The organism is Mycoplasma iguanae (genome assembly GCF_024722375.1).
GTDB classification, from domain to species: domain Bacteria; phylum Bacillota_I; class Bacilli_A; order Mycoplasmatales; family Metamycoplasmataceae; genus Mycoplasma_M; species Mycoplasma_M iguanae.
Window position 1 is genome coordinate 317,989 of sequence record NZ_CP102734.1, and the last position, 15,656, is coordinate 333,644.

At 27.0% G+C, this 15,656-nt stretch carries 18 protein-coding genes; 12 read left to right on the plus strand and 6 right to left on the minus strand.

Annotated features, from left to right (window positions below; genetic code table 4):
• Positions 1-12 precede the first annotated feature (12 nt).
• Genes NV226_RS01545 through NV226_RS01570 form a run of 6 tightly spaced genes read left to right on the plus strand, consistent with a single transcriptional unit; the run spans position 13 to position 3,251 of the window.
• Entirely contained in the window at positions 13-777 is a 765-nt protein-coding gene (locus tag NV226_RS01545; RefSeq protein ID WP_258211146.1) for a hypothetical protein, read from the plus strand.
• Positions 778-791: 14 nt separating this feature from the next.
• Complete coding sequence (locus NV226_RS01550) at positions 792-1,130, plus strand: thioredoxin family protein (protein ID WP_258211147.1); 339 nt, start codon at positions 792-794, stop codon at positions 1,128-1,130.
• A gap of 13 nt (positions 1,131-1,143) precedes the next feature.
• Positions 1,144-1,875, plus strand: a complete 732-nt coding sequence (gene tpiA / locus NV226_RS01555) for a triose-phosphate isomerase (RefSeq protein ID WP_258211148.1) — start codon at positions 1,144-1,146, stop codon at positions 1,873-1,875.
• Positions 1,876-1,889: 14 nt separating this feature from the next.
• Entirely contained in the window at positions 1,890-2,369 is a 480-nt protein-coding gene (locus NV226_RS01560; protein ID WP_258211149.1) for a hypothetical protein, read from the plus strand.
• On the plus strand, positions 2,369-2,875 hold the full coding sequence (locus NV226_RS01565) for a DUF4231 domain-containing protein (protein WP_258211150.1): 507 nt from the start codon (positions 2,369-2,371) through the stop codon (positions 2,873-2,875). The genes NV226_RS01560 and NV226_RS01565 overlap by 1 nt, the downstream gene beginning before the upstream one ends.
• Entirely contained in the window at positions 2,862-3,251 is a 390-nt protein-coding gene (locus tag NV226_RS01570) for a DUF4231 domain-containing protein (protein WP_258211151.1), read from the plus strand. Before NV226_RS01565 ends, NV226_RS01570 begins: the two co-directional genes overlap by 14 nt.
• 65 nt (positions 3,252-3,316) lie before the next feature.
• On the opposite strand, the gene NV226_RS01575 is transcribed toward NV226_RS01570, so the two are convergent.
• The gene (locus tag NV226_RS01575; RefSeq protein ID WP_258211152.1) at positions 3,317-3,955 is read right to left on the minus strand and encodes a deoxynucleoside kinase; all 639 of its coding nucleotides are present in this window, start codon (positions 3,953-3,955) and stop codon (positions 3,317-3,319) included.
• A gap of 95 nt (positions 3,956-4,050) precedes the next feature.
• On the opposite strand from NV226_RS01575, the gene mnmG reads away from it, so the two are divergent.
• Genes mnmG through rnc form a run of 3 tightly spaced genes read left to right on the plus strand, consistent with a single transcriptional unit; the run spans position 4,051 to position 6,987 of the window.
• Positions 4,051-5,883: a tRNA uridine-5-carboxymethylaminomethyl(34) synthesis enzyme MnmG gene (gene mnmG, locus NV226_RS01580; RefSeq protein WP_258211153.1), complete on the plus strand. Its 1,833-nt coding sequence runs from the start codon at positions 4,051-4,053 to the stop codon at positions 5,881-5,883.
• Positions 5,873-6,304: a 23S rRNA (pseudouridine(1915)-N(3))-methyltransferase RlmH gene (locus tag NV226_RS01585; RefSeq protein ID WP_258211154.1), complete on the plus strand. Its 432-nt coding sequence runs from the start codon at positions 5,873-5,875 to the stop codon at positions 6,302-6,304. The genes mnmG and NV226_RS01585 overlap by 11 nt, the downstream gene beginning before the upstream one ends.
• 2 nt (positions 6,305-6,306) lie before the next feature.
• Positions 6,307-6,987, plus strand: coding sequence for a ribonuclease III (gene rnc / locus NV226_RS01590; protein ID WP_258211155.1), 681 nt, complete (start codon positions 6,307-6,309; stop codon positions 6,985-6,987).
• Positions 6,988-6,999: 12 nt separating this feature from the next.
• Here the strand turns inward: rnc and NV226_RS01595 are convergent, their stop codons facing one another.
• Positions 7,000-7,359 carry a PTS sugar transporter subunit IIB gene (locus tag NV226_RS01595; protein WP_258211156.1) on the minus strand — a complete coding sequence of 120 codons (360 nt, stop codon included), beginning with the start codon at positions 7,357-7,359 and terminating at the stop codon, positions 7,000-7,002.
• 102 nt (positions 7,360-7,461) lie between these two features.
• Here NV226_RS01595 and trpS point away from each other — a divergent pair, with 102 nt between their 5' ends.
• Genes trpS through NV226_RS01610 form a run of 3 tightly spaced genes read left to right on the plus strand, consistent with a single transcriptional unit; the run spans position 7,462 to position 10,587 of the window.
• A complete protein-coding gene (gene trpS / locus NV226_RS01600) occupies positions 7,462-8,451 on the plus strand; it encodes a tryptophan--tRNA ligase (protein ID WP_258211157.1) in 990 nt (329 codons plus the stop codon).
• On the plus strand, positions 8,451-10,193 hold the full coding sequence (gene thrS / locus NV226_RS01605; RefSeq protein WP_258211158.1) for a threonine--tRNA ligase: 1,743 nt from the start codon (positions 8,451-8,453) through the stop codon (positions 10,191-10,193). The genes trpS and thrS overlap by 1 nt, the downstream gene beginning before the upstream one ends.
• On the plus strand, positions 10,183-10,587 hold the full coding sequence (locus tag NV226_RS01610; protein ID WP_258211159.1) for an MAG3450 family membrane protein: 405 nt from the start codon (positions 10,183-10,185) through the stop codon (positions 10,585-10,587). Before thrS ends, NV226_RS01610 begins: the two co-directional genes overlap by 11 nt.
• A 32-nt stretch (positions 10,588-10,619) precedes the next feature.
• Here the strand turns inward: NV226_RS01610 and NV226_RS01615 are convergent, their stop codons facing one another.
• The 4 genes from NV226_RS01615 to NV226_RS01630 are packed head-to-tail and all read right to left on the minus strand — an operon-like array spanning position 10,620 to position 15,447.
• Positions 10,620-12,422, minus strand: coding sequence for a type 2 periplasmic-binding domain-containing protein (locus tag NV226_RS01615; protein ID WP_258211160.1), 1,803 nt, complete (start codon positions 12,420-12,422; stop codon positions 10,620-10,622).
• Positions 12,422-13,240, minus strand: coding sequence for an ABC transporter permease (locus tag NV226_RS01620; RefSeq protein WP_258211161.1), 819 nt, complete (start codon positions 13,238-13,240; stop codon positions 12,422-12,424). The genes NV226_RS01615 and NV226_RS01620 overlap by 1 nt, the downstream gene beginning before the upstream one ends.
• On the minus strand, positions 13,233-14,090 hold the full coding sequence (locus tag NV226_RS01625) for an ABC transporter permease (protein WP_258211162.1): 858 nt from the start codon (positions 14,088-14,090) through the stop codon (positions 13,233-13,235). Before NV226_RS01625 ends, NV226_RS01620 begins: the two co-directional genes overlap by 8 nt.
• On the minus strand, positions 14,080-15,447 hold the full coding sequence (locus NV226_RS01630; protein ID WP_258211163.1) for an ABC transporter ATP-binding protein: 1,368 nt from the start codon (positions 15,445-15,447) through the stop codon (positions 14,080-14,082). The genes NV226_RS01625 and NV226_RS01630 overlap by 11 nt, the downstream gene beginning before the upstream one ends.
• Positions 15,448-15,656 lie beyond the last annotated feature (209 nt).

Below are 15,656 nucleotides of genomic sequence, written 5' to 3' on the forward strand. Positions count from 1 at the left end.
TGATCCCTAACAATGATGATTATAGTATTTTTATTTGTAATTTCCTTTTTTGAAATTAAAGGTTTAACAACTTTACATAGTTATACTTTTGGTTTGGTATTTGGTATTTTTTCATGGTTATTTTATTTTCTATTTTTTTTAATCGTTTTAAACAAGATTTATAAATTACCACTAATAGAATTTAAATATTTTAGATTGTCAATTAGCAAACTATTTTTTTTGTCGATATCTGTAGTTTTTTTATATCTTGTAATCAATACTCTTGTAAATAAAATTACTTCAGAACCTTACAGTTCTGTAATTTGAACAGAAAATTTTAATCATTGGTGAGCAAAATTTAAAAATAGTACTAATATTAACGCTTCAATTTGATTACCTTTTAAATATCATGAAGGTTTACTAATTTTATTTATATATGTTGCATTTTCTTGACTATTAACAATTTGAGCAATTTTAGCATTAGCTATTATTTCAATTCTTTTTCTTTTTTATTTAATCTTTGCACCTGATAATTTAATTCCAAAATTCTTTACAACTGTTTTTTGGACCCGTTATTATATTAGAATCAGTTTATTTTTTAACAAAGACAAACGTCAGCAATTTAAATTAATGGAAAAAGAATTTGAAGCTTCAAAAAATAGAAAATATCAATCTAATTCATTATTAAATAATGAAAATGATCCAGAACAAGATGAGATAAACCAAAAAACAAACCAAAACTATAAAGATGAATCAAAGGATCTTGATAAAGATTTACCTTTTGATGATCCATTTTAAGGAGATAAAATAACATGCATAAAAAAATTGAATTAATGAAATGAGCTGACGCTCAAAAAGAAATAGCTAAAGGACATGTGTATTTAGAATTCGTTACTGCATGATGCGGTGATTGTAAAATGATGGAACCAATTGTGGACGAAGTTGCTGAAGAATTTGCAGATGATAACAGAATTAGAATTATTCGTGTTGATGCAGAAGAAGCTAATCTATTCCGTGATGCAAATAATAAATATCAAGTATTAAAAGTACCAACTCATCTAATATTAAAAGATGGTGAAATTTTTCGTAAAGGATTCGAATACTATCCAAAGCAAATATTAGTTGAATGAATCAAAGATTCTTTAAAATAAAGAAGGATATAAGATGAAAAAATTATTAATTATAGGTAATTGAAAAATGAACAAAACTTTGGAAGAAACTGAAAGCTTCCTAAAGGAATTTGAAACTTTATTTACACAAGAAAAAGCTAAAATATCACAATATACAGAATTTGGAATTGCTGCGCCTTTTACTTCACTAACTGCTTTTAGGAGTCAAAAATTATTAAATGGTGTTGCACAAAACTTTTCACATCATGAATCAGGAGCTTATACAGGTGAAATTTCAGCTGTAATGTTAAAAGATTTAAGCGTTAAATATGTAATTTTAGGTCACTCAGAAAGAAGAACTTATTACGGGGAAACAGACAAAATTGTAAATGCAAAAATGCACCAAGCAATCAAACATGGATTAGTGCCAATTGTTTGTGTTGGAGAAACTTTAGAAGAATATGAAGCTGGTAAAACGCAAGAAGTTATTAAACATCAAATTGCAGGTTCACTAGAAGGATTGGAAGATTATTCAAAAATTGTTTTAGCTTATGAACCAATTTGAGCGATTGGAACAGGAAAAACAGCAACTCCTGAAATTGCACAAAATGTTTGTCAATTTATCCATTCATTAACTTCAAAAAACTTAGTAGTGCAATATGGGGGAAGTGTTTCACCTGAAAATGTTGCAGATTTAATGTCTCAGTCAGATATTGATGGAGCATTAGTTGGTGGAGCTTCATTAAAGCCAGAATCATTTATCAAATTATTAACTTTGGGAAAATAATATTACAAGTAGTTATGAAACAAGTTGATCAAGATTTGAAAATTTATATGCAACAAAAACTAAGATCAATGGAAAAACAAAAAAAATTTGCTTACAGATCAAATTATGTTGCAAAAATTTTAACATTAACATTAAATTTAATAATTATTGGTTTAGCTATTTGAGCGCTTGTATACCAAATTGAAATTTATCAAGCATCAGATAAAAAAGATTTTATAAATGAAATAGGGTTAACTTTCTTTTTAGCGCTTTTTATTGTTTTAACTTTTTTCATCACTTTAGGTTTATCTTTTTATAGCGCTTTTATGAAGTTTGAAGATTATAAAAAAGCGATTAATGAAATTGAATATATTAGTATTTTGCTAAAAGAAAAACCAGATTATTCAATTAATGATTTTGAAAAAGATTTAGCCGGTATTCAACAAGCTCATTTACAAAAGAAAAAAATATCTAAAAAAGAAATTTTAATTAAGTTCATTATGGGAGAAAAATAATGATTACTTTTAAAATGAGAAATTCTTCACAGGACTTTGTAAAATATGCAATTAGAAGCACAAAATTACGTGCTTTAAGATTTAAAACTGCTTTTTGATCAATATCAATTTTTTCTTTGTTTTTTGGTTTTTTTTCAGGCTTAATGGGAACTGCCAAACTTGCATCAACTAGATTTCCAGAAGCTTACAAAAGCATTGTTGAAGCTTTTGTAACAATCACAAAAGACGGAAAAACTATAGATCAATGGCCAATTTTTGTGTTATGAATAGGTGTTGCAACTTCTATTATTTCAGGTTTATTAGCATTATTTCTAGTACGTCAAAGGTGAATTGATAACGAAAAAAAACATAATATTATTATGTTAGAAATGCGTTTATATCAAGCACAATATGGAATTTACAGCGATCCAAAAACAGCCGACTTAGTAATTTTTAACCGTGTATCAGAAATTTTAGAAACAAATAAAGAAATTATAAAACGCTGAGGTAGAAATGATGCCAAGTAAAGAATTATTGTTAAATAAGAGTAAAGCTTTAGCAAATAAGCTTTATAAAAAATACTTAATTTCAAAATTTCTTTATTTAATACTAAACATTATTCTAATTCTTATGTCGGCTTTTATGAGTATTTTATCTGCTTATTCTATTGCTAAAAATCCTAATTTATATTCAGTTTCAATATTTGTGGCTATTGCTTTTATTACCGCAATTATGACTTTTTTAAATGCCTTAATTACAACTTTTACATTAAAAAATCGTTACAAGATTTTAAGTGATAAAATTGAGGTTTTAAAAGAACAAATTAAAAAAATAGAAGAAAATAAAATTGAAGATATGCGAGAGTTCATTGCCACAATCGGAACAATTGATAGTGTTCACTAGCCTTTTGATAAATTTAAATATAAAAAAATAAGTAAAAAATATAACTTTTACTTATTTTTTTATATTTATTTAGTGGTATCAATCAATTTAATTGTTTCTTCTAAAACTTCTTGTTCTGATTTACCATTAGTATCAATGACGAAATATTTTAATTGATACTTTTGACAAAGTGCAATAAATAAAGTTTTGTATTGCTTATAAAGTTCTGAAAAATAATCTTGATTAATTTCTCAGTTATCTACCTCAATTTTTCTTCCTCGTTTTAAAAAACGGTATTTAAAAGTATCATAAGACATATCTAAAAAAATGGCATAATCAGGCAATTCTTCTTTACCTATTAATTGTTCAAAAGCTAAATCATAAGCTTTTAAATATTTTGCATCTTTTGTAGCTAAATTTACTTTAGCAAAAATATAATGTTCTAAAGAAAAACGATCTAAAAATAAATGTTCTTGAGGATGTTTTCTTGCTTGTGATTTTTCCAGAATATCTGCAAATTTTGTTGAATGAGACTCAACAATATATGTTTGAAAAGCGATTGTTAAATTTTCTTTTTTTTCATAAAGTCATTTTAAAAAAGTATTAAAAATTTCATCATCTTCTTCAAACTCAACTAGTAATTTTGAATTTTTGTAGTGTTTTGCTAAGTCAGAAGTTAAACTACTTTTCCCACTACTAATCATTCCACTAATACCAATTATCATTTTTTCTCCTTTTGTTTTTTGAATAGCTATATAACTATAGCAAAAAAAGCTATATAGTTATTTTTTTAACAAATTAATGGTATTATAATAAAACTATGAACAAAAACTATGATGCTATAGTAGTTGGCGGTGGTCATGCTGGAGTTGAAGCAACATATGTTCTTGCAAAAAAAGGCTTCAGAGTAGCACTTGTCACTTTAAATATCAATAAATTGGCTTCTATGCCATGTAATCCATCAATTGGTGGCCCTGCAAAAGGAATTATTACAAGAGAAATTGATGCCTTGGGAGGAGTACAAGGTTATTTTTCTGATCATGCCATGATTCAAATTAAAATGTTAAATGAATCAAAAGGACCAGCTGTAAGAGCCATTAGGGCACAGATTGATAAAGATAAATATTCTGCAATTATTTTAGAAGACATTAAAACTAAAAAGAATATTACATTAATTGAAGATATTGTTGAAGATCTAGTTGTTAAAAATGATCAAATTGAAGCAATCATTACTCAAAAACACGGAAAACTTACTGCAAAAGTTGCGATTTTAACTACAGGAACTTACATGGATTCACGTGTTTTAAGAGGAGAAGAAGTAGTTATTTCTGGACCAGATGGTGAAAAAACTACTAAAGGTATTTCTGAAAAACTAAGGGAATTAGGTTTCGAATTACAAAGATTAAAAACAGGAACGCCTCCTAGAATTTTTACAGATTCAATTGATTTTTCGAAAGTAGAAGAAGAAATTTTAGACAAATCTTTTTTAAGTTTTAGTGATTATTCTGGCATTAAGCTAGACAAACAAATTCATTGTTATTTAACTTATACCAATGAAAAAACTCACAAAATTATTTTAGATAATTTAGACCGTTCTTCAATGTATTCTGGTTTGATTAATGGAGTTGGTCCAAGATATTGTCCATCTGTAGAAGATAAAATTGTACGTTTTCAAGACAAAGAACGTCATCAGATTTTTTTTGAACCAGAAACAAGGAAAGGTGATTTAATGTATATTAATGGCCTTTCAACTTCCATGCCAATTGAAGTTCAAAAAGCAATGATTGAAACTATTCCTGGATTAGAAAATGCTAAAGTTGCAAAATGAGCTTATGCTATTGAATATGACGCAATTAACCCTTTACAAGTGCAAAGAACTTTAGAAACTAAATTAGTTAAAGGTTTGTTTTTTGCAGGCCAAATTAATGGCACTTCAGGTTATGAAGAAGCAGCAGCTCAAGGTTTAATAGCTGGAATTAATGCAGGTCAAATGTTAACAAATGCAGAGCCAATTGAAATTACCAGAAATGATGGATATATTGGAGTTTTAATTGATGATTTAGTAACTAAAGGCACTAATGAACCATATAGAATGTTAACTTCTAGAGCTGAATATCGCTTACTTTTAAGAAATGATAATGCAGATATTAGAATGGCAAAATATGCTTTGAAAGCAAAAACAATTTCACAAGAAAGATATAATGAAATTATTGCTAAATATGATGCAATTGACCAAAAAATTAAAGAATTAGAAAAAGAATTTATTTCACCTAAAGATAATATAGGAACTAAATATAATATTTTAAATGGGCAATCAAAATTAAAAACTCTTATGCGTCCAGATGTAAATCCTCAAGATATCCTTGCAGATTTTGATTATTTAGAACAATTAACAACTATAGTTCGTCTGGAAGGTTATATCCAAAAACAAAAAAATGAAGCCAAAAAAATGATTCGCTTAGAAAAATTAAAATTACCTGATGATATTGATTGAAATAAGGTTGATAATCTAGCTTCAGAAGCCAGAGATAAATTAATTAAAATCCGTCCAAGAACAGTTGGACAAGCTTCTAGAATTAGTGGAATTAATCCAGCTGATATTCAAATGATTATGTTTTATTTAAATACAAGAAATATAAAAAATGAAAATTAATGTTATTTCTGTTGGTAGTTTAAAAAATGATCTTCAAAAAATTTATGATTCATATGCTAAAAAAATTAGTTTTTTTGCAAAAATTAATTTAATTGAAATTAAAGAATCTAATGAAAAAAACATTCAACAAAAAATTACTTTTGAAACAACAAAAATTCTTGAAAAAATACCACATAATTCTCGAGTAATTTTATGTTCTTTACAAGGAAAACAAATTTCTTCAGATGAATTTGCTAATTTTACAGAAATTGATAATATCACGTTTGTGATCGGTGGATCAAATGGAGTTGATGAAAAACTATTTAAAGAAAAAATTAATTTTTCTAAAATGACATTTCCACATCAGCTTTTTAGAATAATGTTAATTGAACAAATTTATCGAGGTTTTACAATCAAAAAAAATATTAAATATCATAAATAGAAATGAATAAAATGGAAAAATTATTTCAAAAAATTGCAATCCAGCCAAACGATTTAAAAATATTTCAAAAAGCTTTTACACACAAATCTTTTTCAAATTCCTATCCCAAATCGCCGAATTACAATATGCTAGAATTTTTAGGAGATAGCATTTTACAATTCAAAACTTCTAATTTTATTTATCATAATTTTTTTGAAATTGAGGAAGGCGAAGCAACACTGCTAAGGGCAAAAAATGTTAATACAAAAGCGCTTTCAGAATTAGCTACAGCCCTAGAATTAACAAAGTATGTGCGTATTGCTAAAAATTCTGAACCAATTTTACAAAACCCCAAAATTCAAGCTGATCTTTTTGAATCATTGGTAGCTGCAATTTATTTAGATCAAGGTGATGAAAAATTAGAACAATTTTTAGAACGTTTTTTTTACCCTCAAATTAAAAAATCTTTTTCCCAAAAACACATCAATTTAAAAGACCCAAAAACAACTTTTCAAGAATACGTTCAGCATTTTAGTAAGAAATCTGTCCAATACATCGTTACTAAATCTGATGAAGATGGTCAATATCATGCTATTTTAAAACACGAAAACCAAAATTTTGGTCGTGGGATTGGTAAAAGTAAAAAAGAAGCTGAAACTAATGCAGCTCTTGAAGCTTTAACTAACTTAAAAATTGTTAAATAGTTTTTTTAAAAACTAGTTTAATTCATTGATAATTTTTTCGGCGATTGTTTTTGCTACATTTCCAACGATAATGGTAATGCTGTTAGAAGATAAAACAACACCAGAAATTCCTTTTAGATCTTGAATAGCTTCACGATCAACAATTTTTGTGTTTTTTAAATCAATTCTCACTTTATTGTGTGTAAAAGAACAATTTTGAATATTATTTTTAGAACCTAAAAGTTCTAAAAACTTTTCAAGGGCAAAAGGGATTTTGACTGAAGTGCTTAAGTAATCTTTTTTAGGTGTTTTTTTGTTAATTCAATAAATCCAAATTAAACCTAAAGTTATAATTGTTAAACTAACCATAATTATTTTATCTTTGAATGACATATTACCCCTTATTTTTATGATATCTATTATTTTCGCCTTTATGATGTGGTAAAATTTATACGCTTTTTTTATATAAAATTATATAAAAAAATAAGGAGAATTATGAAAGAAAGAGTCATTAGTGGAATTACTTCAACAGGTTCCTTAACAATTGGTAACTATATTGGAGCTATCAAAAACATGTTAAAGCTTCAAGAAGAATATGAAGCTTATATTATGGTTGCTGATTTACATGCTTTAACAGTAGAAATTGAACCTAAAGTTTTGCGAGAAAATCGCCGTTCAATTTTTGCCCTTTATTTAGCTTTAGGAATTGATCCTCAAAAATCAACAATTTTTTATCAGTCAGATATTTTAGAACATACAATGTTTAATTGATTAACTTTAACCCAAACGACAATGGGCCAATTAAATAGAATGACACAATTCAAAGATAAAAGTAATAAGATTAAAAATACAAATGGAACAGAATTAATACCAACAGGATTATTTTTATATCCTACATTAATGGCGGCAGATATTATTGCTTATAATCCAAAATTTGTTCCTGTAGGAATTGATCAAAAACAACATTTAGAATTAACTAGAGATATTATTGATCGTTTTAACAAAAAATATAAAACAAAATTTAATTTACCCGAGCCAATTATTGCTCAATTAGGGGCAAAAATTATGTCTTTGAGTGATCCTACTAAAAAAATGTCTAAATCTACTAATAATAAAAATGATTCTATTTTTCTTTTAGATGATCCTGATTTAGCTTATAAAAAGATTTTGAAAGCTGTTACTGATAGTGAAAATAAAGTTTATTTAAGTGATCATAAACCGGGAATTAAAAATTTATTAACCATTTATGCATCTTTAAAAGAAATTACTTTGGAAGAAGCAGCTGCAGAATTTGTAAATAGCAATTATCAAGAATTTAAAAAAGCAGTTGCTGAATTTGTCAAGAATTTTCTAATTAACATTCAAATAAAATATCACGAAAACTTAACAAAAATAGATGAGATAGCAAGCCAGGGAGCAGCGAAAGCTCGCCAGGTAGCTCAAGCTAATTTACTCCATTTAATGGAAAAAGAAGGACTTAAATAATGAAATTAAATAAAGAATTAAATCATACATCAAGCCATTTATTAGCAGCAGCAGTTTTAAAACACTTTCCAGAAACCAAATTAGGTTTTGGACCTGCTACCCAAGAAGGGTTTTATTATGATTTTGAATTCAAAGAGCCAATTTCAGAAAATGATTTACAAAAAATTGAAAAAACTTTAAAAAAAATGGCAGCCGGTGGCTACAAAATGATTGAAGATAAAAATGCACAATATTCTTTTGACCAAAAACCTTACAAAAAAGAATTGTATGATGAAATTATCGCTTCAGGTCAAAAAGCTACTTTTTATTCTCTGGTGAATCCAGCAGATGGTTCAGTATTATTTACAGATCTTTGTGCTGGTGGACATTTAGAGTCAACAGCCAGCATCAAACATGTTAAATTACTTTCTTTAGCAGGAGCTTACTGAAGAGGAAATTCTAACAATATTCAATTAACCAGAATTTATGGAACTGCTTGAGAAACTCAAGCAGAATTGGAAGAATATTTAAATATTTTAAAAGAAAGAAAAGAAAGAGATCATAGAAAAATTGGTAAAGAATTAAAGATTTTTAGTTTTAATGCTTTAAGTGGTCAAGGAATGCCTATTTGGTTAGAAGATGGAATGAAAATTCGTAATGCCATTCATAAAAAAGTTCAAAAATGAGACCGTAAATACGGTTTTAATGAAGTTTTAACTCCACATTTTGGTGAAAAAGAATTGTATGAAATTTCAGGTCATTGACAGCACTATAAAGATGATATGTTTAGTCCTATTGAAGTAGAAAATGAGCTTTTAGTAGCACGTCCTATGACTTGTCCACATCATGTTTTGCTATACAAAGCAGAACGCCGCAGTTATAGAGAATTACCCATCCGATATTCTGAATTATCAAGACTTTATCGTTATGAAAAATCAGGAGCTTTAACAGGATTGGAACGTGTAAGGTCAATGGATTTAACTGAAGGACATATTTTTGCAAGAGTAGATCAAATTGAAAAAGAATTTGTCCATCAATATAAATTGATCAAAGAAGTATTAGATTTTTTCAAAATTAAAGTCGATTATATTTCTTTTTCAAAAAGAGATAAAAGTGATAAAGAAAAATTTTTCAATGATGATCAATTATGAGATAAAGCAGAAAAAGCTTTAGAAAATGTATTAAAAACTTTAGAAATTGAATATATTGAAAAAGAAGGTGAAGCAGCTTTTTATGGTCCTAAAATTGATATTCAAGTAAGAACAGTTTTAGGTCATGAAATTACTATGTCAACTTTACAATTAGATTTTCTTTTACCACAAAAATTTAAGATGGAATACATTGATCAAAATGAAACTAAACAAATACCGGTATTAATCCATAGAGGATTAATTGGAACTTATGAAAGATTTATTTCTATTCTGTTAGAACAAACAAAAGGTAATTTACCTTTTTGAATGAGTCCAAAACAAGTGGTTGTTATTCCAGTTAATTATGATTTACACCATGAATATGCCCAAAAAGTGCATGATAAATTATTTGAATTAGGTTTCCACTCAGAAGTTGATTTTAGAAATGAAAGAATTAATAAAAAAATTCGGGAAGCACAAATGAAAAAAATTAAATTCCAGGTTATTATCGGGGATGAAGAACTTCAAAATGAAACTTTAACTTACAGAAAATACGGTTCAAACGATTCTGTTAATAATATCAGTCTAGCTCAATTTATTGATTATTTAAATAACCTAAAAAATGAAAATTAAAAATTTACTAGCATCTAACAATTTAGTTTCATTTCTGTTTATTATTATTCCTAATATTTTCATTTGAGTTTTTGCAGGTGGCGATATTCAAAAAAATAACACTAATTTCTTAACAACACTAATTATTGTTTTATCAGTAAATATTAGTTTAGCAGCATTGATTTTTATTATTTTAATATTAAAATGAATTAAGCCTGATGTTATTAAAACGGCCTTACCATCTTTAATAATTTTTCCTGCAATTATTTTAACTTATGATACAAATACATGAATTAGATTTGCAATAATTGTAACTTTAATTATTACTTTCTCTATTGCTTCAATTTATCTATATGAAGCATTTCTTAAAAGAAATAAAAAGAAAGAAACACAAAAAGAAAATATTAATAAATAAAAAACACAGAATCTTTGTGTTTTTTATTTATATTAACTCTTTGTTTTTATATTGTAGTAGGTAATTACTTCTGAACGAAGCTGATCATTAATCGGTTTGATTGATTCATAGTGTACTTCATAAATCTGATCAGCGGGAGTGTCCTCAGTTGGCATACCGCCAGTAATTGTTTGGTATTTTTGTTGAGTAACAAAAATATTTAATAATTTTTGCGAAAAGGCATCACTAACATCTTCACTAACTTCATCAATATTTAAAGCGCTTTTAATTTCTTCTAATTTAGTTTCAAGATCTCCTTCTTCAACATCTTTCACCATTTCAAACATTAAAGGCTTTTCATTTACATGAATGATTGAAGATTCTTCAGCTGTTGTAGTAACTGCATTGTTAAAGTACATTTTTTTAATAACTTCAAAATCAGCTTTTCATGAAGAAGTATAGTTGATATAATCAAAATTTCGAGTAATAGCAACAGCACTATAGTCTATTATTACACCATAATTTTCTTTACCATCTTTTTCTCAAATTTCAACAGTTTTACCATTTTCATCAATGGTTGTTTCAGCTACTCACTCACCTTCTTCATTTTCTACCATAAATGGAATTTTTTCTACAGATAAAATTTCTTTGAATAATTCTTCAGTAGTCATGTCAATCCCTCTATAGATTGATTCATAAAGAATATCATAAATTTTGTCATTAGTTGCTTCATTATTATATGAAGCAAAAACAAAACCTTCTAATAGGGTGATATTGTTTTTAGGACGAATATAATTAATTTGTCCGTCAGGAACATTAGCGAAATTATCACCTGAATATAGAGCATCTAATGCATCACCATTATAGATAACTCCAGCATCTGAAGGATTTCCAGGTTCAATTAAACTTTGTAAAATATCTGTTCCGCTTGAAACAAATTTATTTGTATTAATATTTGAAACAGAATCTCCAGTCCCTTCACGTACCACTTTTAAAAATCCTTCAACCATTGAACGATAATTTGAAGGAGTAACTTCACCTGAATAGGTGATTTGTCCAGGTTTATTAGCATCACTATTTTCAACTTCTGAACCTATTAATAAATTATCACGTGAAGCTTCTGTTCAAGTAAATTTACTGTAATTTTTTGTGCGTAATTTTTTTAAAATTTCTGTAAAAGTTTGGTCTTCAAAAGCAATTCCTTGCTCACGTTCTTCTGGAGTTAAAACATTATATGAATCAGGTCTTAATGGTGTTAAGTTTTCTGAATCATTTTGATTTGTTTTATAACCTCCAGTGGTATAAGCAATTACTTTATCTTGAATGTAGTAAGGAATCATAAATTCTCACATTTCATCAGCCTTACCATCTTTATCAATATCAATTATATTTCCTTTACTATCTTTTAAATATGAATTGTAAGAATCAATGTGTTCCATAGTTTCTGTTCTTAAATATTTTTGGACAATTGATTTTTTAATCATACCATTAGCTTCAAAAGCTTTGGAAGTATTATCACCTTGTAATTCAGGAATATTTCTTAAAATTTTTTCATATTTAATTTTTGATAATTTACCACTAATAATTAAACGGGCAATTTCAAAGTCAGAAGCAAAACCACCAACAATTCTTTGACTTTCAATTGCTCGAGAAAATTCGTTTAATTCTTGGAAAACTTTATATTGAAAATGTTTATTAATTTCTTTTTCGGCTTCAGGACTAACATAAGATTCAAAATTCATGATAACAGGTCGAAAATCTCTGCTAGCCCAATAAGCATAACCTCCGATTGTTAAACCGATTAAAGAAGTAGCAGAAAATAAAGCACCAATTTTTGATCATTTTGTTAATTTCATTATTTTTCACCTCTTCTTTTAGCTTTACTGATAAAGTAAACAAGATTTCCAATAATTACTAACAGTAACATAATAGCTGCTAAAGCTAAAGATCAAGTTTTAAATTTACCTTCATATAATGCTGTTCCTATTGTTTCTGTATTTGAAACAATTCTTGTGATGATGAAATCATCAAAAGATAAAAAAGTTGTAATAATAAATACAAAGACAATTGAAGGCATCATATAAATAAAATATGTTTTAAATCAGGTTTTAAAAGGTCCATAACCTAAATCTTGAGATGCTTCCATCAATGATTGAGAAAATTTATCGCTACGAGGCAGCATAAATAAAATTCCATATGGTAAACACATAATTGAATGTGAAACAATAGCTCTTCATAGACCTTCTTCAGAAGCTAGAAGACTTCCAAAAAGAATAGAAAGCACAATTGAAAGACCAACAGCTGTAATAATATCAGGGTTTATTAAAGGAATTGAAGAAGTTCCATTAATAACGCTTTTTACCATTCTAGATCTTTGTTTTCAAATTGAATAAACAGTAATTAATGAAATTACAATGACAATTAAAGATACAGACATTGCAATAATGAACGAATTAATAAATTTGTTAATTAATTCATCTTCAAATAAATTAGCTCACCCAGCTCAAGTTGTTTTGTTTCATGCATTTAATGAAACATCACCTTTAGTAGATTCGGCATTGAATGAGTAGACAGTTCCAAAAATGATTGGAATATAGAAAATTATTAAAATAATTCAAACATATGATTTTTTTAATATTTCTTTGGAAGTGATAAAATCTCAAATTTTAGACATTTTTCATTCTCCTTAGTTTAGTAATTAAATAAGGAACTAAAAAAGTTAGTGAGTAAGCACCAATTAAAATAATTGTAGTAATAACTACTAAAGTAGAAGCTGTAGCAATATCGAATTTACTTGTTGGATTTGAGAAATAATTAATTAAATTTCCAATCATCTGATTTTGTGAACCATTAGGTAATAATTTGTCTGAAATTGCCACAGATGAAGCAGCCATTAAAAATACCATACCAATTCCAGTAAACATCGCCTTTAGTGAGTAAGGTAAAACAACTTTAATTAAAGTTTGAAATTTGTTGTAACCTAAATCTTGAGATGCTTCAATAATGTTTTTTGGCATATCACGAAATACTGTGTATAGCGGAATTATCATAAAAGGTAAGTTTAAAAAAACTAAACCAATTGCCATAAATCATTCACTAGTGATTGTATCTTCACCCAGCATTACTGTAAAAAGACCTCTCAATGACAATAATTTTGAAATTGTGAAAATAATTAATGGTGAAACAATTAAAGAAATGCCATAAATTTGAAAAAATTTTGATTTTGATGTTGAAACAAAAAAGGCATAAGGTACTGCAATTATTAAACAAATAAATGAAGCAATAAACCCTAATTTAACACTTCTTCACATAATTCATCATGTATTTGATTGTGAAACTACATATCATTGGTTAAATGATTCTTGATTTTGATCAACATCAACTTTTGAAATTGCTGTTACAAAAATTAATACAGTAGGTAAAATGATAAAAATGATAGCAATAATAATATAAGGAATTGAAAGTAATAAACGGGGATTATATGAAATTTTTTCTTTGAAATAAGAAATAAGATTAAAGTTCATCTTTTTCAAATCCTTTGTGATCTTTTTGCATTACATGTAATGAGTCAATATCCCAGTTTATTTTTACATTTTCACCAATTTTATAATTTTCAGTTGTTTCGATATAGAAAGTTTGTGCAGCAGTTTTAACGTCAATAAAATAATATGAACCTTTGTAAACTGACTTAACAACTTCCCCATCAAAGTAACCTTTTGTTTTAGAAATTTTTAAGTCTTCTGGACGAATTAGACAATCAACTTCTTCATTTGGTTTAAATTCAGTGTGAATTGTTGGAATTTCTTTTCCTAAAAGCAAAACTTTTTTGTCACCTAAAAATTTTGCTGAAAATAAGTTTGAATCACCAATAAAATTAGCTACTCATTTATTGACAGGATAATCATAAATTGTTTTTGGATCATCAAATTGTTCTATTTCTCCATCTCGAATAATTGCAACTCTATCTGATAGTTCTAAAGCTTCATCTTGATCATGAGTAATAAAAATAAAAGTAATTCCCATTTTTTGTTGAATTGATCTTAACAATTGTTGCATTTTTTGACGAATTTTAGCATCTAAAGCTGATAATGGTTCATCTAATAATAAAATATTTGGCTCAATAACTAAAGAACGAGCTAAAGCGACACGTTGACGCATACCACCAGATAGTTCACTAATGCTTTTATTTTCGCTCCCTGTAAGACCTACAAGATCAATCATTTTTGTAATTTCATCTTGCATTTCTTTTTTAGTAATTTTTCTTGTTAAATATTTTTTATAAAAACTTTCTTCCTTGGCGAAAGGATAGTTTTCTCAATGTGAATATTTAAAATCTGAATCATCTAATCAAGATTGGTATTTTTGTATTTTTCTTTTTGGTAAAGTTTTATCTTTTAAAGCTGATTCATATTCATCTTGTAATTTTTCAATTTGAGCAATCTTCTCTTGAGCTTTTTGTTGTCATTTAGTTTTTAGTTGTTCTAATTTTTTATAGATTGCAGGATCAACGTTTTCTTTTGGATATCTTTTCAATTTCAATCCATATTTAATATTTCCCGAAACATCTAAATGTGAAAATAAAGCATAATCTTGAAAAATTGTGGAAATATTCCTTTTGTATGGAGGTAAATCTTTAATGTCTAAACCATTAATTTTAATTTCACCACGTGTAGTTCATTCAAAACCACCAAGTAATCTTAAAATAGTAGTTTTACCTGAACCTGAAGGACCTAAAATAGTAACAAATTCGCCCTTTTTAATTTTTAAATTAATATTGTTTAAAACTCTTTTATCTTTGAATTCTTTAACAACATCAACCAGGTTGATTAAGTATTTTTCCTCATTAGTATTTTTCTTTTTCTTAACAATTTCTTCATTCATTATTTTTTAATCCCTTCTGCTGTTAAGTTTTATTTAATTAGAAAACCAAAAAATTAATTAAAAATTAATTAATTTTTTAATCTGTAAAAATAAAGTTAATTATAAAAACCTGTAAATTTAATTACTAGGCAGCAGTCTGGAGAAATTTATCAAAAATATCCTGATGAGTTTCTGTATGAAAAAAAGGAAGATTTACATAAGATAAATAA